Source organism: Corynebacterium sp. HMSC05E07 (genome assembly GCF_001807225.1).
Taxonomy (GTDB): Bacteria; Actinomycetota; Actinomycetes; order Mycobacteriales; family Mycobacteriaceae; genus Corynebacterium; species Corynebacterium singulare.
Genome location: NZ_KV788215.1, coordinates 83,023 through 102,708 on the forward strand (window position 1 = coordinate 83,023; position 19,686 = coordinate 102,708).

The 19,686-nt window shown below is 60.4% G+C and carries 19 protein-coding genes; 13 read left to right on the plus strand and 6 right to left on the minus strand.

Features of this window, described 5'->3' with window-relative positions:
* Positions 1-39: 39 nt before the first annotated feature.
* From HMPREF3149_RS04920 to HMPREF3149_RS04930, 3 genes are all read left to right on the plus strand, one after another.
* Entirely contained in the window at positions 40-1,035 is a 996-nt protein-coding gene (locus HMPREF3149_RS04920; protein WP_070536958.1) for an ABC transporter permease, read from the plus strand.
* On the plus strand, positions 1,035-1,682 hold the full coding sequence (locus HMPREF3149_RS04925; protein ID WP_070536959.1) for an ABC transporter ATP-binding protein: 648 nt from the start codon (positions 1,035-1,037) through the stop codon (positions 1,680-1,682). Before HMPREF3149_RS04920 ends, HMPREF3149_RS04925 begins: the two co-directional genes overlap by 1 nt.
* A 79-nt stretch (positions 1,683-1,761) precedes the next feature.
* Positions 1,762-2,586 carry a YwaF family protein gene (locus HMPREF3149_RS04930; protein ID WP_070536960.1) on the plus strand — a complete coding sequence of 275 codons (825 nt, stop codon included), beginning with the start codon at positions 1,762-1,764 and terminating at the stop codon, positions 2,584-2,586.
* A gap of 122 nt (positions 2,587-2,708) precedes the next feature.
* Here the strand turns inward: HMPREF3149_RS04930 and HMPREF3149_RS04935 are convergent, their stop codons facing one another.
* The 3 genes from HMPREF3149_RS04935 to HMPREF3149_RS04945 form a co-directional block, all read right to left on the minus strand.
* A complete protein-coding gene (locus HMPREF3149_RS04935) occupies positions 2,709-4,193 on the minus strand; it encodes an IS30 family transposase (protein WP_070536961.1) in 1,485 nt (494 codons plus the stop codon).
* Between the two features lie 94 nt (positions 4,194-4,287).
* Complete coding sequence (locus tag HMPREF3149_RS04940; RefSeq protein WP_070536962.1) at positions 4,288-5,859, minus strand: bifunctional ADP-dependent NAD(P)H-hydrate dehydratase/NAD(P)H-hydrate epimerase; 1,572 nt, start codon at positions 5,857-5,859, stop codon at positions 4,288-4,290.
* A gap of 11 nt (positions 5,860-5,870) precedes the next feature.
* Positions 5,871-6,686 (minus strand): Fpg/Nei family DNA glycosylase, encoded by an 816-nt coding sequence (locus HMPREF3149_RS04945; protein ID WP_070536963.1) that lies wholly within the window; start codon positions 6,684-6,686, stop codon positions 5,871-5,873.
* 74 nt (positions 6,687-6,760) lie between these two features.
* Here HMPREF3149_RS04945 and HMPREF3149_RS04950 point away from each other — a divergent pair, with 74 nt between their 5' ends.
* Positions 6,761-8,257, plus strand: coding sequence for a DUF1846 domain-containing protein (locus HMPREF3149_RS04950; protein WP_070536964.1), 1,497 nt, complete (start codon positions 6,761-6,763; stop codon positions 8,255-8,257).
* A 304-nt stretch (positions 8,258-8,561) separates the two neighbouring features.
* Positions 8,562-9,512 carry an oxygen-dependent tRNA uridine(34) hydroxylase TrhO gene (locus tag HMPREF3149_RS04955; protein WP_070536965.1) on the plus strand — a complete coding sequence of 317 codons (951 nt, stop codon included), beginning with the start codon at positions 8,562-8,564 and terminating at the stop codon, positions 9,510-9,512.
* Here the strand turns inward: HMPREF3149_RS04955 and HMPREF3149_RS04960 are convergent.
* The 3 genes from HMPREF3149_RS04960 to HMPREF3149_RS04970 all read right to left on the minus strand — a co-directional run bounded on the left by HMPREF3149_RS04960 (position 9,475) and on the right by HMPREF3149_RS04970 (position 11,519).
* On the minus strand, positions 9,475-9,951 hold the full coding sequence (locus HMPREF3149_RS04960; RefSeq protein WP_042532803.1) for a membrane protein: 477 nt from the start codon (positions 9,949-9,951) through the stop codon (positions 9,475-9,477). The two genes, HMPREF3149_RS04955 and HMPREF3149_RS04960, sit on opposite strands and share 38 nt — an antisense overlap.
* A 22-nt stretch (positions 9,952-9,973) precedes the next feature.
* A complete protein-coding gene (locus HMPREF3149_RS04965) occupies positions 9,974-10,954 on the minus strand; it encodes a universal stress protein (RefSeq protein ID WP_070536966.1) in 981 nt (326 codons plus the stop codon).
* A gap of 85 nt (positions 10,955-11,039) precedes the next feature.
* Positions 11,040-11,519: a MarR family winged helix-turn-helix transcriptional regulator gene (locus tag HMPREF3149_RS04970; RefSeq protein WP_042532799.1), complete on the minus strand. Its 480-nt coding sequence runs from the start codon at positions 11,517-11,519 to the stop codon at positions 11,040-11,042.
* Positions 11,520-11,716: 197 nt separating this feature from the next.
* Between HMPREF3149_RS04970 and HMPREF3149_RS04975 the strand changes: the two genes are divergently transcribed.
* From HMPREF3149_RS04975 to dnaB, 8 genes are all read left to right on the plus strand, one after another.
* Positions 11,717-12,094: a DUF5318 family protein gene (locus HMPREF3149_RS04975; RefSeq protein ID WP_236683985.1), complete on the plus strand. Its 378-nt coding sequence runs from the start codon at positions 11,717-11,719 to the stop codon at positions 12,092-12,094.
* Between the two features lie 76 nt (positions 12,095-12,170).
* On the plus strand, positions 12,171-14,402 hold the full coding sequence (locus HMPREF3149_RS04980; protein ID WP_070536967.1) for a transglycosylase domain-containing protein: 2,232 nt from the start codon (positions 12,171-12,173) through the stop codon (positions 14,400-14,402).
* A gap of 15 nt (positions 14,403-14,417) precedes the next feature.
* The gene (locus tag HMPREF3149_RS04985; protein WP_070536968.1) at positions 14,418-15,821 is read left to right on the plus strand and encodes a glycosyltransferase family 87 protein; all 1,404 of its coding nucleotides are present in this window, start codon (positions 14,418-14,420) and stop codon (positions 15,819-15,821) included.
* On the plus strand, positions 15,818-16,009 hold the full coding sequence (locus tag HMPREF3149_RS04990; protein WP_070536969.1) for a hypothetical protein: 192 nt from the start codon (positions 15,818-15,820) through the stop codon (positions 16,007-16,009). Before HMPREF3149_RS04985 ends, HMPREF3149_RS04990 begins: the two co-directional genes overlap by 4 nt.
* Before the next feature lie 138 nt (positions 16,010-16,147).
* Positions 16,148-16,438 (plus strand): 30S ribosomal protein S6, encoded by a 291-nt coding sequence (gene rpsF, locus HMPREF3149_RS04995; RefSeq protein WP_210385406.1) that lies wholly within the window; start codon positions 16,148-16,150, stop codon positions 16,436-16,438.
* A 62-nt stretch (positions 16,439-16,500) separates the two neighbouring features.
* Complete coding sequence (locus HMPREF3149_RS05000) at positions 16,501-17,100, plus strand: single-stranded DNA-binding protein (protein ID WP_070536971.1); 600 nt, start codon at positions 16,501-16,503, stop codon at positions 17,098-17,100.
* A gap of 46 nt (positions 17,101-17,146) precedes the next feature.
* Complete coding sequence (gene rplI, locus HMPREF3149_RS05005) at positions 17,147-17,599, plus strand: 50S ribosomal protein L9 (protein ID WP_070536972.1); 453 nt, start codon at positions 17,147-17,149, stop codon at positions 17,597-17,599.
* A 639-nt stretch (positions 17,600-18,238) separates the two neighbouring features.
* A complete protein-coding gene (dnaB, locus tag HMPREF3149_RS05010; protein ID WP_070536973.1) occupies positions 18,239-19,678 on the plus strand; it encodes a replicative DNA helicase in 1,440 nt (479 codons plus the stop codon).
* Positions 19,679-19,686: the final 8 nt, after the last annotated feature.

Sequence of the window (19,686 nt, forward strand, 5' to 3'; positions counted from 1 at the left end):
CCGATTACTTTCACTGAGCGCATGAGCAGTATGAATACTATGTTCCTTGCATTGAGAGAGATAGTCACCGCCCGCGGTCGTTTCTTCCTGATCGGCGGCGTCGTGGCTCTAATTACGTTGTTGCTCGTTATGTTGTCCGGCCTCACCCAAGGCCTGTCTAAGCAAAATACTTCCGCCTTGGAGGCGCTCGGAGAATCCACTCCGAACGTGACCTTCTCCACGGAGGACCCGTCCTTTACTGAATCGGAAATCTACGCCGAGGATGTCACCGCTGGTGCTATCCCGCTGGGCGCTACCCAGACCAAGCTTGATGGACAGGGCGGCGTAGCTGTCTTCGGCCTGCCGGCTGGCACTGAGATCCCCGGTACGGACACCCTCATCCCGGACCGCGGCATGGTCCTCAGCGAATCCATCGATGAGGAGATGAATGCTCCGTCCCAGGCCACCCTCGGCGGAGTCGACCTAGAGGTGCGCGGAGCGGTGCCGGATGAGTACTACTCCCACTCCCCGGTCGTATGGGTCGACACCGCCACTTGGCAGAAGGTCTCCCATATGCCGGAGGACATGGTGGGCGTAGCCCTACTCACTACTGAGCCAACTGATACATCCGTCCCCATGAAGAAGGCTCTGGCAGGTCTGCCGGCCTACCAATCGGAGCGCGGCTCCCTGTTGACCATGCAGGCCTTCCTCTACGGAATCTCCGCCCTGGTGACCATCGCCTTCCTCAGCATCTGGACCATCCAGCGCACCCGTGATCTGTCCATTCTCCGCGCTCTCGGCGCCAGCGTGACGTACCTGCTCAAGGACGCTATTGCACAGGCCGCCATCATTCTGGCCGCCGGTGTCGGCGCGGGCGCTCTCGTCGGCTGGCTACTCGGCCTGGCCGCCCAGGGCACCGTGCCCTTCGAGGTCTCCGTCATGACCGTTATCGTTCCGGCCCTCGGCATCTGGCTGCTCGGTATCGCCGGTGCCTTCCTCGCCACCCGCCGCGTGGCCAAGATCAACCCGCTCGACGCCCTAGGAGGCAACGCCTAATGACTACCACCGCTACTCCCGCACTGTCCCTTCGTGATGTCGTGGTCACCTACCCCGACGGCGAGTCCCGCGTCACCGCCCTCGATGGCGTGAGCCTCGACGTGAAACCCGGTGAGCTATGCGCCGTCATCGGCGAGTCCGGTTCCGGCAAGTCCACGCTACTTTCCGTAGCCGCCGGCCTTATCGAGCCGGATTCCGGCACCGTGGAGCACACCGGTTCCCGCGGCCTCATTTTCCAGCAGGCCAACCTTCTGGCTTCCCTCACCGCACGTGAGCAGCTGCTCATCATCGACCACATGGAAGGCCGCAAGCCCCGCCAGGACCGTGCTGATGAGCTGCTCAGCTTCGTGGGTTTGAAGGACTTTGGTAACCGCCGCATGAACCAACTGTCTGGTGGTCAGCGCCAGCGCGTCAACATCGCCCGCGCTCTGATGGGCCAGCCTTCCGTGTTGCTGGCTGACGAGCCCACCTCCGCCCTGGACTCCAAGCTCTCGCGGGACATCGCCAAGCTGCTGCGCGGAGTCACCGAGGACTTTGACACCGCAACACTCTTCATCACCCATGACCGCAGCTTGCTGGACTACGCCGACCGCGTCGTCGAGGTCAAAGACGGCAAGGTTTCCGCCTACTCGGAGGTTGCGGCCTAGCTCCGTCATTAATTCAAGGAACTAATTTTCCTCCTTGGCGCACGAAATAGGCGAATGCGGAGTACATTAATACTTCGATATGCTTCGACCTCGCCGCCCCCGGGTAACCCCCACCGATTATGAGCGCATGCAGCAATGGACCCCGCTGCATGCGCTCATGCTGACGATAACCGTCGCTGCCTGCGGCGTCTTTATCGTTGGCGCTCGCCGCGTCAAAGGCACAAGCCGCGAAAAGTTTGTCCGGCAGATGGTGGGCTGGGCCCTGCTGGTCCTCGGTACTGCCTGGACCGTTATATCCCTGGACCCTCAGCAATTCGACATCCGTGAATCCCTCCCGCTGCACCTGTGCGACGTGCTGCGCCCCATCTTGGCGCTGGGACTTATCACCGGCAACGAGCACGCGCTGACCCTGACGTACTTCTGGGGCATCATCCTTAACCCGCAGGCCATCATCACCCCGGACGTCATCTACTACTTCTCTCCGCGCTGGCTGCGCTTTGCCACCTATTGGTTCTTCCACATCGTGGCCCTGGCCGTGCCGCTAGGCCTTACCTTTGGCCTGGGTTATCGCCCCACCTGGAAGGGATACCGCTTCGCCGTCAAGGTCACGCCCGTGTGGATGGCCATCGCGATGGCGGTCAACGCGAAGACCGACGGCAACTACGGCTTCCTCAACCACGCGCCGGGAAGCCCCTCCATCATCAACCTGTTCGGGCCCTGGCCCGGATACATCGCGGTGGAAACCTTCGCCGTCATGGCTGCTTGGGCCGCAATGACATGGCCGTGGGAAAACACCTCGCTGCGCCGCGGCACCACGGCCGTGGGCACTCGGGGACTGCTGCGCAAGTCCGTCGGCACCGCGTCCGGGATTCTGCGCCGAGTAACGGTACGTTTTCGTAAATAGTCTCCCAAAAACCGCGAATTTTTAGCCCTTGTGTGCGAGAACGTACCGCCGTGAAGGCTTCGGACTACGGATCGATCAAATAGGGGCTTAGATCTCTAAGGCGGTTTCAAGTGGTGGATGCATCACTTGAATAGTTCTTGGATTTTCTCTTCTGGTGTGTACCAGTTAAGGACTTTTCTGGGGCGCCCGTTGAGTAGGTCTTGAATCTGCTGAACGCCCTTGTCTGTCAGGGTACTAAACTCGCTTCCTTTGGGGAGAAAGTCTCGGACTAGCCCGTTGGTGTTTTCGTTGGTAGGGCGCTGCCACGGTGAGTGTGGATCGCAGAAGTAGACTGCTAGTCCACGTGCGATGCTCAGCTTGTCTACTTGGGCTAATTCAACGCCTTGGTCCCAGGTCAGCGTTTTGGTGATGTTGCGTATTTTGCCGGTAAACATCTCGATTAACTTATCGACAGTCGTGGCGGAATCATGCACATCAAGTTTGCGGATCATGGTGTAGCGGGTACTGCGCTCTACACAGGTTACGAGTGCAGTGGTTCCTCCTTGTCCGATGATGAGATCGCCTTCCCAGTGTCCTGGAACAGCGCGGTCTTCAACGCTGGCAGGGCGCTTGCTGATGCGGTAGTCTTCACCAATCCAGCTTCGATTACCGCGGGCTGGCAGGCGTGATTGTGGTTTTCGGCCGGTACGCCCAGAACGCAGGGCTTTTTCTACCTTCAACTCCTGGCGCAAAGCACCTTTAGCTTGGATGTAGAGAGCTTGGTAGATGGTTTCATGGCTAATCGACATATCCCCACCTTTACCGAAGCAGCGGGCAAGATAGTTCGAAATCTGCTCCGGCGACCACTTCTTGTTCAACCCTTCAATGACCAAGGCACGCAACTGCGGGTTGGTATCGAGTTTGCGGGGTTTAGGCCTGGCTAAACGGTCCACAGCCCGCTTTTGCGCCACGAGGGCATCGTAGCCATGCTCAGTCATCCCACGGGCGATTTCCCTGCTAATCGTCGACTGATTCCGGCCCAGCTGGGCTGCAATCTCACGGTGAGTATGGCGCTGTTTCAGCAGGTAGGCTATCGCTATTCGGTCATGGCGGATAAGACGCTTTCCGCGTCCTACCTTCGATTCGGATTCAGTGGGATGATCATTGAGTATCAAACGCCCAGACATGTGATCATGATGCCACGCTTTGACCGTGTCAGCGCTGCGATCAACTACCTGGCCGGCCTGCTTATAGCTTTTGCCAGCTTCAACCAGCTTTAGAGCTTGGGCGATGCGATCCCGGTCATGTTGTGCCGTTCCACCGCGATTTCCTCGGACGAGCTCCAACCCGTCCTGAGCAAGGTAGCGATAAGCCAGCCTTTGAGGAAACCCGACCTCTTCAATTGCGCTGAGCACAGATCGGCCACTTTCAACCAGAGCGACAACTTGTTGATACTGCTGGTCAACCAAACTCCGCTGACGCCGAGCACGGTTAAGCCCCTCGCTTTGACGCCATACCCTCGCCTGAACCTTCGAGACGCCCAACTCCTTCAGTATCACTGGCACCGGACGCGCATCATGCAGATACGCCTCCACAAACCGCTCACGTAGCTTCTCATCACCTGACATCTACACAACCTCCTAGCTGTATAGATGCATTCACCACCTGAGCCCGCCTAAGTTTTTCGGACTCTATTTGATCGAAACGTACCTTCCCGTGTCGCTAGCGTTCCGCATTGAGGAGCCGCGCAATGGCTTGCGGGATGGCTGCGGCGATCTGGGAGGCCGAACAGGGGGCGAGGCCGTCGGGGGTCTCAGCCGCGATGGCCGCCGCGTGTGCGTGGATGGCCCCGGCGTGGAGGACCTCGGTGATGACCTCGACAGGAGTGTCGGCAGACAGCTGGGCGATGACCGCGCCGAGGATGCCGGAGAGCACGTCGCCGGAGCCAGGGGTCGCGGCAAAAGAATGGCCGGCGTTGCAGGAATAGATCGGCTGGCCCGGAGCGGTGACGCGGGTCAGGCGGCCTTTGAGCAGGATGATGCTGTTCAATTCCTCAGCAAGCCGGTGCAGGGCGTCACCCCACGCGGCGGACGGCGCAGCTGAGAAGGCGGCCTCGTACAGGCGGGTGAACTCGCCTTCATGCGGGGTGAGGATGGTGAGCGGGTGCGCGGCCACGAGCTGGCGCAGTGAGGTGTTTGTGGCCAGGAGCGTGAGGGCGTCGGCATCGATAACGGTGGGCAGGCCTTGTGCCAGTACCTTTCGCAGTTCGGTGGCCGCCGCCGAATCGGTGCCGCGGCCGGGACCCACGACCCACGCCTGGGCGCGCCCGGAGGAGGGGACGTCTGGGTGGCAGACCAGCTCGGGGAGAAGCGAGGTAATGGTGTTGTCACCGATGAAGCGCACCATCGACGGCGTGGCACGCACCGCCGCGGTGGCGCAGAGGACGCCCGCGCCGGGATAGGTGTCGCTGCCGGCGGCCAGGGCGACGACTCCGCCGGAATACTTATCGGAGCGCGCGCCGGGCGTGGGATCTGTAATGGGACCGGTGCAGCCGACCGGCCAGGGGCGGGTAGCACGCCCACCAGGAAGATCGAGTTCACCCGGTTGCCACTCCCAGGGGGAGGAAAGGGTGGGCTCGTGGGCGATGTAGCCTGCGGGTTCGTCGAGTTCCGCGAGGGTTTCTGCGAAGGAAGGCGCGCCGGGCAGGAAGAGATCGGAGACCACGACCTGTCCGCACTCAGTGGCCAGCGCGTGGCCCAGGCGGGGAAAACCGAAGGTGACGGTGACATCTGTCTCGACGGCATCCGTGGCAGCAACGCCGCTTTCGGCGTCGATGCCGGTGGGCATGTCAATGGCCAAGACCGCGGCTCCAGAAGCGGTGGCCTGGTGGTAGAAGGACAAGGCTGCACCAGAGAGGCCGCGGGCGGAGCCGAGGCCGGCGATGGCGTCGATAAGCAGTGCGGTGCCTGTCGGCAGAGCGGCATCGGAAGGAAGGACCGTGCCACCCGCAGTGAGGAACGCATCCAGTGCAGCGTCGTGGTGCTCTTGGGGGACTAGGGCGTGAACGTCCACGCCGCGCTCAGCCAAGAGTGCGCCGGCGTAGAGCCCATCGCCGCCGTTGCCGCCCGAGCCGGCCAGGATAAGCACCGCGCCGGGGCGGGCGGCCAGCATGGTGTCGGCTGCCTCCGCCACGGCTGCGGCGGCGAGCCGCATGAGCTGATCCGACTCCGATTGCTGGGCTAGAAGCCGCTCTTCAGCGGCACGAACAGTGGCAACGGTGTAGGCAGGGCGCATAACTGACCACCCTAGCGCGCGGGTTGGCAGGTGGGGCACCAGAAGAGGTTGCGGCCCTGCATGACCTTCTCCTGGATTTCCGTACCGCACACGTGGCAGGGCTGCCCGGCGCGGCGGTAGACGTAGACCTCGCCGCCGTGATCATCCTTGCGCGGCTCGCGGCCCATGGCCTCCGGGGTGTGGGCATCCCGGACGGTGTCGATGCGTCCGTGCTCCACGCCGTACTCCATGAGTCCCACCAAGTCAGACCAGATGGCGTCGAACTCCGCGCGGTCCAGCTGGTTGCCGGGGATAAAGGGAGAGAGCTCCTGACGGAAGAGCGCCTCCGCGCGATAGATATTTCCCACACCGGCGAACAGTCCTTGGTCCATAAGCTGAGCGCCGATGCTGCGTCGTGAGGCATGGACACGCGCCCACAGAGCATTCGAGTCGGCATCCTCACGCAGAGGATCCTGCCCCACTTTCGCCACCTTGGCCTGGTACTCCTCTTCCGTGATGAGCGTGCAGAACTGCGGGCCGCGCAGGTTGGCAGCGGTGCTCCCGTTATCCAGGCGAAGCCGAATCTGGCCCCACACATCCGCCGAGGGTTCGAAGCGCAGCGAGCCAATGAGGCCCAAGTGGATGTAGATGACGTGGCGGGGATCTTCGGCATCGAAGTGGAGAAAGAGGTGCTTGCCAAAGGCTTCGGCGAGGGCGAGAGGGGAGTCGTTGACAAGCGCTGCTTCCGTAGCAAACCTGCCCTGGGGGCTGCTGACGGTGAGTGGTGCGCCGCGGAAGTCGGCGTTGAGTGTCCGAGCAAGGCGGTGAATGACATGTCCCTCAGGCATGTCTCGAAGTCTACGCGGAGGCCGTGCTGCTGTAGACTTTCCGGGTACTACCCGTTGAACGGAAGGGCCTAATTATGGGGCGCGCACTCGGTTTTGACCGTGAAAAATACATTGAGCTGCAGTCGGAGCACATTAACGCTCGACGCAAGGACATCGGCGGGAAGCTCTACCTGGAAATGGGTGGCAAGCTTTTTGATGATATGCATGCCTCCCGCGTGCTCCCCGGCTTCACCCCGGATAACAAGATTGCGATGCTGGAGCGCATCAAGGATGACGTGGAAATCCTCGTGTGCATCAACGCGAAGGACATCGAGCGCCAAAAGATCCGCGGTGACCTGGGAATTCTCTATGAAGACGACGTGCTCAGGCTTGTCGATGTCTTCCGGGACCGCGGCTTCCTTGTCAACAACATCGTCATGACCCAGCTGGAGGACGGTAACAGCCAAGCGGAGGCCTTCATTGAGCGCCTGGAGCGCCTCGGCCTCACAGTAGCTCGCCACCGCATCATTCCTGGCTACCCCTCCAACATTGACCTCATCGTCTCCGAGGACGGACTGGGCAAGAACGACTACGTGGAGACCTCCCGTGATCTCGTTGTGGTCACCGCTCCGGGGCCGGGCTCGGGCAAGCTGGCCACGGCATTGTCGCAGGTCTACCACGAAAACCTGCGTGGTGTGCAGGCGGGCTACGCCAAGTTTGAGACCTTCCCCATTTGGAATTTGCCGCTGAACCACCCGGTCAATCTGGCCTACGAGGCCGCCACGGTGGACCTCAATGATGCGAATGTCATCGACCACTTCCACCTCTCCGCCCATGACGAGTCCACGGTGAATTACAACCGCGACGTCGAGGCTTTCCCGCTGCTCAAGTCCCTGTTGGAGCGCCTCACCGGCACGGTGCCGTACCAGTCCCCGACGGACATGGGCGTCAATATGGCGGGCTTCTGCATCACCGATGACGAGGTCTGCCGCGAGGCCTCCCGCCAGGAGATCATCCGCCGCTACTTCAAGACATTGGTGGAGGAGGCGCGCAATGGCCTGGACAACACGCAGTCCGAGCGCGCGGCAGTGATCATGGCAAAGGCCGGCATCAAGGCCACCGACCGTCCGGTCGTGGAACCGGCGCGTGCCAAGGCTGAGGAGACTGAGGGGCCGGCCTCAGCTCTGCAGCTTCACGACGGCACCATCATCACCGGCCGCACCTCACCTCTGCTGGGCTGCTCGGCTGCGACCTTGCTCAACGCGCTGAAGCACCTGGCCGGCATCGACGATGAGCTGCACCTGCTCTCGCCGGAGTCCATCGAACCGATTCAGACGCTCAAGACCAAGCACCTGGGCTCGAAGAACCCGCGCCTGCACACCGACGAGGTGCTCATCGCGCTGTCGGTGTCCGCAGCCAAGGACGAGAATGCGCGCCGGGCCCTCGATGCGCTCAAGGAGCTTGAGGGCTGCGACGTGCACACCACCACCATCCTGGGCTCGGTGGATGAGGGCATCTTCCGCAACCTCGGCGTGCTCGTAACCTCCGACCCGGTCTTCGCCCGCAAGAGCGCGCTGTACCAGAAGCGCTAAGCCCCTTGGGGCCCAGCCCCGCGAGGCTCTGCCGCTCCCAGCTCTGCTGCACACAGCCCTGCCCCGCATAGCCTTGCCCCGCGAGGCTATGCTGCGCATTTCCCCAGACCTGGAGCCCCATACTTGCAGGTGGGCGTCGCCAAGCGCTTGCCGACGCCCCACCGCCCACCAGGGAGTTGCGGGTCCCAGGTCTGGGGATCTGGGTTGAATCGGCGTGGAAGTGGCTCCGAGAACTGCCGCTCAGCCGCCGCGTCAAGCCCGGAAGATTGTGGCTTTGCTCTTAGCGGGGCCTAAACTTGCGGGCGTGACTATTGGCAAGATTCTCCTCTATTACTGCTTCACTCCCATCGAGGACCCCACCGCGATCATGCTGTGGCAGCGCTCCCTGTGCGAGAAGTTGGGGCTTAAAGGCCGCATCCTCATCTCGGAGCACGGCATCAACGGCACTGTGGGCGGCGACATGGACGCCTGCAAGCGCTACGTGCGCGAGACCCGCGAGTACCCGGGCTTTAAGAAGATGGAGTTCAAGTGGTCCGAGGGTGGGGCGGAGGACTTCCCGCGCCTCTCGGTCAAGGTGCGCGAGGAGATCGTGGCCTTCGGCGCGCCGGGCGAGCTCAAGGTGGATGAGAACGGTGTCGTCGGGGGCGGGGTGCACCTGAAGCCCGAAGAGGTCAACAAGCTCGTCGAGGAACGCGGCGGTGAGGTCGTCTTCTTCGACGGACGCAACGCCATGGAGGCGGAAATCGGCAAGTTCAAAAATGCCGTCGTCCCAGACGTGAAGACCACGCACGATTTCATCGCGGAGCTGGAGTCCGGCAAGTACGACTGGATGAAGGACAAGCCGGTGGTGTCCTACTGCACCGGCGGTATTCGCTGCGAGATCCTGTCTTCGTTGATGAAGAACCGCGGCTTTAGTGAGGTCTACCAGATTGATGGTGGCATCGTGCGCTACGGCGAGAAGTACGGCAACGACGGGCTGTGGGAAGGCTCCATGTACGTCTTTGACAAGCGCATGCACCACGAGTTTGGCCAGGGCCTGGAGGATCCGGGCTTCATTCAGCTGGGTCACTGCGTGCACTGCGGGAAGGGGACGAACACCTTCCACAACTGCATCAACGAGGACACCTGCCGGCAGCAGGTGCTCATCTGTGATGACTGCATCCAGCACGTAGAAACCCAGCACTGCGGGCGCGAGGACTGCGCCGAGGTAGCGCGGGCTAGAGCTCAGGAGCCAGAAGGATCTGAATATCGTTGATGCCCCACAGCATGAAGTTGCCGGCCATCACCCAGAAGATGGCCATCCAGCCGCGCCAGCGCACATAAGACTTGAGCTTGCGCACCATAATGAGCGCGCAGCCGATTAAGCCCGCGAAGGGGATGATCATTGTGGTGGTGGCGAAGATGGTGCGCTGAGTCTTCGTGCACAGCCACGTGGCATAGACCGCGGGATGGCAGTCAGTAGTGCTGCCGGTGAACTTAAAGATGCCGGCAAGGATCAACGCATAAAGCGCGGAACCGGCGAGGATGACCACCATGAACCACACGGCTTGGCGGGTGGAGCGGCGGTTGGCTTCGGCAACGGCGAGGGGATCGGGGGCGTCGGCAAGCTCGTCGAAGCTCTGGGGTTCGGGGCGGCGCAGGTTAGCGTAGTCCGCGTCCGAGGTCAGATCGTTTTCAGGATGCTCAGCTGCCATGGTGTGCAGTCTAACGCGTGGATCAGGCGGCAGTCTCCGGATCCGTGGGGCACACGAGAACCGGCACGCGCACATGGGGAAGAAGTTCGGTGGCGGTGCTGCCGATGAAGACGCGGGCGATGGGGCCCATCGGGGCAGAACCTAGGCAGAGGAGATCGCCCTTCTTCCACTTGAGTGAATCCACTGCGCCGGCCCAGCCATTGCCGTTGCCAATCGCTGTGGTGACCTCAAGGTCGGGGTAGTGCTTCGCAACGAGGTCATGGGCGCGGTCCAACAAGGACAAGGAATGCTCGTGCCAATTGGGGGCGTCGGTGGGGAAGGTAGGGGAGTAGTCCAGGGGGACGTCGAGAAGCCCCTCGGGTGAAAACGCCAGCACGCGCAGAGGCAAGCCGCCGCGCTGCGCCATGCAGGCGGCGTGGAGGAGTGCGGAGTCTTCGTGGCAGCCGCGGTCTGTAAAGGCAAAGTTGATGCGGGTCACGCCATGCTTGGACAGTTTGACGCTGCGGGGGCTCAACCCCAGGGGAAGCGGAGAGTAATGGAGGAGGGCATCCGCAGTGGAGCCGGAGAAGAAACGGCCCTTCGGTGCGGACTGATTCGCGCCGAGCAAGATGACATGGGCACCAAAATCTTGCGCCATCTCCTCCAGAAGCTGCGGGCGGGAGGGCCCAGCTACGAGAACGGAGATGTTCTTATCCAATTGAGATTTGTGGACGCCCGCGGCAACCAGTACGTCGCGGACAGCTTCCTCGCAGACGGCGCGCTCCTTTTTAAACCACTTCTTGTAGGAGCCGTTGAGTTTGCTCAAGGAGGTGACGGTCAGCGGCTGCGAAATGGTTGAGACAACGCGAATCTGTACCGGTGTGGACCGTGCGATCCACGCGGCAAAATCGATAGCCTCGGTGCCTGCAGAGCTAGGGCTCCACGACACGAGGATGCGGATCGGATCGAGAGGATCCTCTGAGGTTGTCTGCCCCTCCGCGGGGCGTGAAGATTTCTTAGCCATTCAGTACAAGTTTCGGGGTAGTTTTATCCATTATCGACCCCGGCGGCCATAAAAAGAAAATCTGAATATGGCCATAATCTATGGTCTATTTGCCTTCCATGATAGGGCGGTACACATCGGCCAGTTTGGATATGAGATTCACCAGGGAGTCAGCGTCCTGGATGTCCTCGGGTTCGAGCCAGCGCAGAATCTCCGCCAAAGCGGCTGCACGCTGGCGGGAGACTATGGTCAACTCGGCCTCACCGAGTTGCGTCAGAGCAACGAGGACACCACGGCGGTCCTTTTCATCGCGGTGGCGCTCCACAAAACCGTGTCGCTCCAATTGGTACAGAGCATTGGAGGCGGTGGGCATGCGAATCAACTCAGCTTGCGCGATGGTGCTCACACGGGAGGGGCCGCGCATGCGGAGCTGGTTCATGATGGACACTTGGGACGTGGTTAGGGATGTGCCCTCAGTGGTGCGCTGGAAAATCAGCATGAGCTTGTTGAGCGCGGGCTGAATTTGGCGGGCGACCTCAAGGGCATCCTCGTAAGAAACGGGGGACTCACTATTTTCTTCACTCATGGAAAATAAGTTTAGCGAGTTGCGCGTCACAATGGTAGTTAGCTTGCTGAAAAATTTAGTTTTTGCAGCGTGAACTGCCCACCGTGGGGATGGAGCCCGTAGAACAGTGAGATCGAGGGGCATAGATCGTTGTCACAGCCCCTACTAAAGTAGGTCGGGTACATTCTGCGTCGATAACAGCAAAGGAGGCAGGACAGGTGGCAGCGAATTCACCGGTGGCGTATCGCAACGAGGTCTCCTATGAATGGGAGCGCGCGCAGCATCTGCGTGACCTCCGCGCGGGACGGATGAGCCGTGAGGAGTTGTGCGACGCCGATTTCCTCCTCCGCGCCGCTGCAGAGCATCACGGCGTCGATATGCACAAGCCCTGCCCCATCTGCGAGAGCCAGATGCGGCTTACTCGCTGGGTATACGGGGAGTCCTTGGGCCGCCGCGCCGGGAGCGCGCGAAGCGAGTCGGAGATAGCTGAACTCGCGGGCGAGGGGTTGGAATTTACCGTCCATACGGTGGAAGTGTGCCCGGCGTGCCGCTGGAATCATCTTCTACGAGCAGCCACGGTCTATGCTTTAGAGTAGTTTTGGCTTCCCAGTTCACGCCGGTAAGCTGCATGTATTTACAGTTTCTGTACAGGATTGATGAGGACACGGATCAGTGACCGAAAAGGAAACGTCTCGGAGCAAGCACGGCAGTCAAAAGACACGCAAGCCGGCGAGGAAAAAGCATACTAAGCGCCGCTGGCCATGGATTGTGCTGGTTGTTCTGCTTATTGTCGTGGTTATCCCCGCCGCACTTTTTGGCTATGCCTATACGCAGTATGACGTCCCCGACTCCGAGGAGTTGCAGCCCAGCCAGATTTCCACCATCGTCGCCCGCGATGGTGAATCACAGCTGGCCAAGCTCGTGCCGCCGGAGGGTAACCGCCGTCAGGTCACCTTGGAGGAGATCCCCGACTATGTCGAGGATTCGGTTCTGGCTGCGGAGGATCGTGAGTTCTGGACGAACTCCGGCTTCTCCTTCACGGGTCTCGGCCGCGCTGTATTGGGCAAGCTCACCGGTGATGCCAGCGCTGGCGGTGGTTCCACCATCACTCAGCAGTATGTGAAGAACACCCTGGTGGGTGACGAGTACTCCTATGTTCGTAAGATTCGCGAGCTCATCTACTCGATCAAGATGACAAATGAATGGTCCAAGGAGGAAATCCTCAACGCCTACCTCAACACCGTTTACTTTGGCCGTAACGCTTATGGCATTGAAGCAGCCTCCAACGCGTACTTCAATAAGGACGCCAAGGATCTCACCATGGAGGAAGGCGCCCTGCTGGCCGGAGTCATCCAGTCGCCGTCTGTTCTCGATCCATGGGTGGATGAGGGCCGCTCCCAGGCACGGTGGGATTATGTCATGGATGGCCTGGTTGAGATGGGGGATCTGGACGCAGCAGAGCGTGAGCAGCTAAGTTTCCCGGAGACCCGTGACCCGTCCGAGTACTCCGCCTACACCGAAGCGCCGGGTGCTTACGGCCACATCAAGAACCAAGTGATTGATGAGCTGTCCCGTGTCGGCATCACCGAGGATCAGCTGGCTACCGGCGGTCTCAAGGTGACGACCACCATCGACATGACCGTTCAGAATGCATCGACGGATGCTGCCCACGCAGAACTGGCTCAGCTGCAGGATGATGCCCGCGCGGCTGCCGTCACAATTGATCCAGCAACGGGTGCGGTGCGCGGCTACTACGGCGGTGATGACTCCAGCGGTTGGGATTATGCCAACTCCCCACTGCAGACCGGTTCTACCTTCAAGATCATGACCTTGGCCGCAGCTCTCCAGCAGGGCATTAGCCTCGATACTTACTACTCCTCGGCGCCCTACCAGCTGCCTGGATCGCAGCTCGTGACCAACGACGTGGGTGCCGGCTGCGGTAGCTGCTCCATCGCTGAGGCAATGAAGAATTCTTATAACACGTCCTTCCTGCGCCTCCAGGATGACTTGGAAAACAAGACGCAGGACACCGCGGATATGGCGCATGCGTTGGGCGTGCCGCGCAGTCTTCCGGGGATTGAAAAGACCCTCACTGAAAATGGTGGAACGCCGTACGAGGGCATCGTGCTGGGCCAGTACCAGTCGCGTCCGCTCGATATGGCGACGGCAATGGCCACCTTGACCAACCAAGGCATATGGCATCAGCCGCACTTCGTGGAAAAGGTAGAAAACGATGCCGGCGAAGTCCTCTACGAGAACCCGACCGACGGCGGTGAACGCCGTGTCTCCGCCAACGTGGCCAACAACGTGATCTCCGCGATGCAGCCAATTGCCGCATGGTCCAATGGTGCGCTAGCTGGCGGACGCCCGTCTGCCTCCAAGACTGGTACGACGCAGCTGGGCGATACGGGCCAGAACAAGGATGCGTGGATGGTCGGTTCCACGCCGCAGCTGGCTACAGCAGTGTGGGTAGGCACGGCCGACAACACCTCCGCAATCTTTAATCAGTGGGGCGGCATCATGTACGGCTCCAACTCGCCGACGAAGATCTGGAAGTCCATCTTGGACACCTCGCTTGCTGACGTCGAGCAGCAGGCCTTCCCGCAGGCGTACCCCATTAATTACGGCGTGGGCAGCTGGGGTTCCGGCTACAGCTACGACCCGAGCCAGACTCAGACCTGGCAGCAGACTCCGGTCACTCCGGGAGGGGAGACTGCGGAAGGCGGCGAGGGCAACGAGGGCGAAGTCCATGAGGGCGAGGGGCAGGACGGCGGCCCCGATAATGTTCCGGCGCAGCCGGAGCAGCCGGACCAACCCGAGATGCCGGCACAGCCGGAGCAGCCGAATTCCCCGTCGATCGATCAGTTGATTGATGATGGCCTTAACCAACTTCTCGGCCAATAGGAGACAGATTCCCCAGTGAGTCAGCAGACAACTCAACAGCTTGTTCCCCTCTCCTCCGAGTCGGTGACGCGCGGCGCGGTCAACGCTCTGGGCGGCCGTACGGGCCGTTTTGCCCGGTCCGGAAACGCTGGCTGGTGGACGCCGCTGCGCGTCATCATCACCTTGGCATGGACATTCTTGGCCTTCGGTTTCATGAGCAAGGCCACCTGTGCGGGAAGTCGTCGTGGTGACGACGGCGTCATCAGCCTCAACTGGGACGGCAACCGCCAGTACACTTCCTTTTGCTACAACGACATTGTGCCGCTCTACGGTGGGCGTGGCTTGGATGAGCCGGGCTTTCCCTATGCCTACTCATGGGTGGAAGGTGATCTGACGCGCTACATGGAGTATCCCGTGCTCGCGGGCCTGTTCCAGGGGGCCATGGGGTGGCTAGCGCGCAACACCTATGCTGCTGTTGAGTGGATTGGCATAGCGGATGTCAGCTGGTACTTCGGATTGACCGCGTTCTTCATGGCCCTCATGTGGGTCGGCGTCGTCGTCATGGTCTTTCAGCTCACCGGCAACCGCGCGTGGGATACCATCCTCGTGGCTGCGAGCCCCCTCGTTGTTATCCATGCGTTCACCAACTGGGACATTCCTTCCGTGGCGTTCATGGTGGGTGCGCTTCTTGCGGTGACCAAGCGCAAGAATCTTCTTGCCGGCGTCCTCATTGGTTTGGGTACGGCGTTCAAGCTGTGGCCCCTCTTCATTCTCGGGGCTTTCTTGGTCCTTGCCATGCGGAACAAGCGGTGGGCACCGTTTGTCACGATGTTTATCTCCACGATTGTCACGTGGGTCGTCGTCAACCTTCCGGTGGCGCTCACGTACCCGGAGGCGTGGCGCGAGTTCTTCCGCCTCAATCAGGAACGCGGTGCGGAGTGGACCACGATTTATGCGGTCATCAACCGAATCACGGGTGTGGACTTCTCTCCCGAATTCCTCAACACGTTCTCGTTGGTGGCATTCCTGTCGTCCTGTGCAGCCATCGCGATTCTGGGGCTGAAGGCGCCGCGCACTCCTCGCGTGGCGGAGCTGGTGTACCTCATCATCATGGCCTTCCTTATCTTCAATAAGGTGTGGTCGCCGCAGTACTCGCTGTGGCTGGTGGTGCCGGCGGTGCTGGCCCTGCCTCGTTGGCGTCTCATCCTGAGCTGGGCGCTTGCCGACGCCCTCGTCTGGCCCATCCTCATGTGGCACATGCTCGGATCCGAGAATAAGGCCCTGCCGCATGAGATGCTCGACATTGCCGTCATAACGCGTGATGCTTTCATCATCGCCATGGGCGTTCTCATCATCCGTCAGATGTGGGGCAAGGCTGAGGACAAGGTGCGTGAGGCGCACGGCGGCCGTGATCCGCTTGCTGGAGGGTTCACACGATGATCATCACGATTGTCGGCATTGTGTCCATCGCTCTGGGATTCGTGTGCGTGAGCACGGCCTACTATCTTTTCCAGCGATCTGAGAACCGCACCTGGCCTCTCGTGCTTGGATTGCTGGCTCTCCTTTTTCTCACAGTCATTCCGGCGAGCACCGCTATTTTCTTCGCGGCGACGACCAACGGCATGTGACAGCCGGGGAGTGATTTCTTTTCCGCCGGTCAGTGCGGTACTGTGTGGGGGTTGCTTGACGCAACAGACCCTCCTGCCATATCCGCAAAGGTGATATGGCCGATACCAATTACTAGACCATAGGAGGTGATGAGGTCCGTGCGTCACTACGAAGTCATGATCATTCTGGATCCGAATCAGGATGAGCGCACCGTAACCCCGTCCCTGGATAAGTTCCTCGAAGCAATCCGCAAGGATGGCGGCAAAGTCGACAAGGTTGACGTGTGGGGCAAGCGCCGTCTTGCCTACCCGATCAACAAGAAGGAAGAGGGCATCTACGTCGTCGTAGACCTGGAGTGCGAGTCCCACTCGGTTCTCGAGCTCGATCGTCGTCTGAACCTGAACGACTCCATTCTGCGTACCAAGGTTCTGCGCACCGACAGCAAATAACGGATACTGGGTTTCGAGCATTTCTACACGAATCCACGTAACCGATATTAAGGAGTAAAGACATGGCTCAGGGAGATACCAACATTACGGTTGTCGGCAACATCGTTGCTGACCCGGAACTGCGCTTCACCCCGTCGGGTGCCGCAGTAGCAAACTTCCGCGTTGCCTCCACCCCGCGTCGCTATAACCAGCAGACTTCTCAGTGGGAGGACGGCGAGGCCATGTTCCTCACCTGCAACGTGTGGCGTCAAGCCGCAGAGAACGTTGCGGAAACCCTGACCAAGGGCATGCGCGTTATCGTCACTGGCCGTTTGCGCCAGCGGTCGTATCAGACCCGTGAGGGCGAGAACCGCACTGTCTTTGAGATTGAGGTTGATGAGGTAGGTCCGTCCCTGCGCTACGCTTCCGCACAGGTCACCCGCAAGTCCGGCAACGGCGGCAATGGTGGCAACTACGGCGGCGGTCAGCAGCAAGGTGGCGGTAATTTCGGCGGCGGCAACAACTACGGCGGCGGCAGCAACCAGGGCGGTTTCTCCGGAAACCAATCCCAGTCTTCTGCCTCGCAGCAGTCCCAGCAGCAGTCGGCTCCGAGCAACGATCCGTGGAATTCGGCACCCCAAGCAGGAAGCTATGGCGGTGCGGATGCAGAACCCCCGTTCTAAGACTGTCACGCAAGTATTCATTTAACTCAATTGAAAGGCAGGGATCATGAAGCTGATCCTCACCGCTGCCGTTGAGAACCTCGGCGCCCCCGGCGAAATTGTTGAGGTTAAGGACGGCTACGGACGTAACTACCTGCTTCCGCGCGGCCTGGCTATTGTTGCCACCCGCGGCGCTGAGAAGCAGATCGAGGGCATCAAGCGTGCTCAGGAAGCTCGCGAAATCCGCGACCTCGACCACGCACGCGAGATCCGCACCCAGCTGGAGGAACTCAAGGACGTTAACGTCCCCGTGAAGACCTCCGAGTCCGGCAAGCTCTTCGGCTCCGTGTCCGCTGAGGACATCGTCAACGCCGTTGCCGCCGCTGGCGGCCCGAAGCTGGACAAGCGCATCGTTGTGCTGCCCAAGGGCCTGGTCAAGAAGACCGGCAACTACCAAGTCGAGCTCAAGCTGCACGCTGACGTTCTCGGCAAGGTGAACTTCTCGGTCGTTGCTGCCTAAGAACTAAGGCGCACGACGGTCAACTCCGTCCTTCCCACGTGTGAGGCGTGGCAGTAGGACGCAGGCATGACCCACTGACAACAGCAAGGCGTAAAGGCCGTGTTTCTCCCACTATGTGAGGTGGTGGAGAGGGCACGGCCTTTCGCTGTTTTCCCAGTCCAGCAGCCGAGCCACCGGTACTGTGCAGAGATGTGGATAACTGTGAAATTCTGTGGATAACTCTTCGGCTAGTTTACGATGAGTTTACTCACACGGGTCGTTGTTAACCTGCTGGTAGCTGCGATTTAGCGCGAATAGTCGTACTTTTCCACCGAATCTGTGCACTTTTTCACACCGCAAGAAACTAGCTTTGACCTGCGGTTATTATCTATGCAGGTCACGGCGGGTATAAGTTATCCACAGCCCTGACCTTGGCCTTCCGGAGACCCAAGTCGCCTGAGCTGGTAATTCCACAACCTCCTGTGGATAAATCTGGAAGTTATGCCCAAGGGGGAGTGTCCGAGGCCTCGGCTAGACTGTTGTGTACTTCGCTGCTACGCCTTCTCTCCGGATCCAGCCAACGTGCCACAAGGTTTCGGGAGGGAGATAGCGGGCGGGACACGTGTAGGCAAATACGAGCACCCCGGGGGTTGATGAGAAATGACTAACGCCAGTTTCGACGATGACTCTGTACCACTGCCGCCGGAGCCCTCCGAGGATGAATCGCGCCGCTCCTATCGCGGCGGCCACTCACGTCCCGAGGAACCGAAGCGCTATGGAGAATTCCGCCAGCCACCAGCAGACCGTGAGGCAGAGCAGGGCGTCTTGGGCGCGATGCTGCTCAGCCCGAATACGGTGATGGAGGTTATTGAGGAGCTTGAGCCCGAGGACTTCTACTACCCAGCCCACACGCTCATCTATCAGGCGATGATTGACCTGTATGCCGGCGGTACGGATATTGACGCGGTTATCGTGGCCTCCCGCCTGGACCGCTACAACAACTTGGAGCGCGTCGGCGGCGCGCCCTATCTTCATACTCTGCTGGCCACAGTTCCCACGGCGGCTAATGCGCGCTACTACGCTGAGATCGTCGCGGAGAAGGCTGTGTTGCGCAAGCTGGTTGACGCCGGTACGCGAGTGGTCCAGTTGGGCTTCGAGGGCTCTGAAGACCTCGAGATTGAATCAGTGCTGGACCGCGCTCAGCAGGAAGTCTTCGCGGTAGCGCAGAAGAAGACTACTGAGGACTATCGCTCGCTGACTGATCTTATTGACCCCACGATCGATGAGCTTGCTGCCCTCCAACAAAATGGCGTAGAAGCCGGCGTTCCCACCGGGTTCATTGACTTGGATAACCTCACTAACGGTCTGCGCGCGGGCCAGATGATCATTGTGGCGGCGCGTCCGGGTGTGGGTAAGTCCACCCTAGCCATGGACTTTATGCGTTCGGCGTCCTTGCAACATAACAAAACCTCCGTCGTGTTCTCCCTTGAGATGTCCGCCTCGGAGATCGTTATGCGCCTGCTCTCGGCGGAGGCGGAGGTCAAACTTTCCGATATGCGTGGTGGGCGTGTCTCTACGGAGGATTGGGCCAAGATTGATGACACCCTCAACCGCATCCAAGACGCGCCTCTGTTCATTGATGATTCCCCGAACCTCACCATGATGGAGATTCGTTCCAAGGCGCGCCGCCTGAAGCAGCAGCATGGCCTCGACCTCATCGTTTTGGACTATATGCAGCTGATGTCCTCGGGCAAGAAGGTGGAGTCCCGTCAGCAGGAGGTTTCGGAATTTTCGCGCCAGCTTAAGCTGCTGGCCAAGGAGCTGGAAGTTCCGCTGATTGCTATCTCGCAGCTGAACCGTGGTCCGGAATCTCGTACAGATAAGAAACCGCAGCTGGCGGATCTACGTGAGTCTGGTTCGCTGGAGCAGGACGCCGATATGGTTATGCTGCTCTACCGCCCAGACTCACAGGACCGCGATGATCCCCGCGCTGGCGAAGCGGACATTATTTTGGCCAAGCACCGTGGTGGTCCGATCGACACGGTCAAGGTGGCCCACCAGCTGCATTACTCCAAGTTCGTCAACATGGCGCACGGCTAGGGAGAGAA

Excerpts from the sequence above, each read along its gene's own strand:
- HMPREF3149_RS04920 (WP_070536958.1), top strand. The coding sequence starts at position 40 with ATGTTCCTTGCATTGAGAGAGATAGTCACCGCCCGCGGTCGTTTCTTC.
- HMPREF3149_RS04960 (WP_042532803.1), bottom strand. The coding sequence starts at position 9,951 with ATGGCAGCTGAGCATCCTGAAAACGATCTGACCTCGGACGCGGACTAC.
- HMPREF3149_RS05000 (WP_070536971.1), top strand. The coding sequence starts at position 16,501 with ATGGCTCAGGGAGATACCAACATTACGGTTGTCGGCAACATCGTTGCT.
- HMPREF3149_RS04965 (WP_070536966.1), bottom strand. The coding sequence starts at position 10,954 with ATGGCTAAGAAATCTTCACGCCCCGCGGAGGGGCAGACAACCTCAGAG.
- HMPREF3149_RS04970 (WP_042532799.1), bottom strand. The coding sequence starts at position 11,519 with ATGAGTGAAGAAAATAGTGAGTCCCCCGTTTCTTACGAGGATGCCCTT.
- HMPREF3149_RS04940 (WP_070536962.1), bottom strand. The coding sequence starts at position 5,859 with ATGCGCCCTGCCTACACCGTTGCCACTGTTCGTGCCGCTGAAGAGCGG.
- HMPREF3149_RS04930 (WP_070536960.1), top strand. The coding sequence starts at position 1,762 with ATGCTTCGACCTCGCCGCCCCCGGGTAACCCCCACCGATTATGAGCGC.
- dnaB (WP_070536973.1), top strand. The coding sequence starts at position 18,239 with ATGACTAACGCCAGTTTCGACGATGACTCTGTACCACTGCCGCCGGAG.
- HMPREF3149_RS04950 (WP_070536964.1), top strand. The coding sequence starts at position 6,761 with ATGGGGCGCGCACTCGGTTTTGACCGTGAAAAATACATTGAGCTGCAG.
- HMPREF3149_RS04935 (WP_070536961.1), bottom strand. The coding sequence starts at position 4,193 with ATGTCAGGTGATGAGAAGCTACGTGAGCGGTTTGTGGAGGCGTATCTG.
- HMPREF3149_RS04990 (WP_070536969.1), top strand. The coding sequence starts at position 15,818 with ATGATCATCACGATTGTCGGCATTGTGTCCATCGCTCTGGGATTCGTG.
- HMPREF3149_RS04925 (WP_070536959.1), top strand. The coding sequence starts at position 1,035 with ATGACTACCACCGCTACTCCCGCACTGTCCCTTCGTGATGTCGTGGTC.
- rplI (WP_070536972.1), top strand. The coding sequence starts at position 17,147 with ATGAAGCTGATCCTCACCGCTGCCGTTGAGAACCTCGGCGCCCCCGGC.
- HMPREF3149_RS04945 (WP_070536963.1), bottom strand. The coding sequence starts at position 6,686 with ATGCCTGAGGGACATGTCATTCACCGCCTTGCTCGGACACTCAACGCC.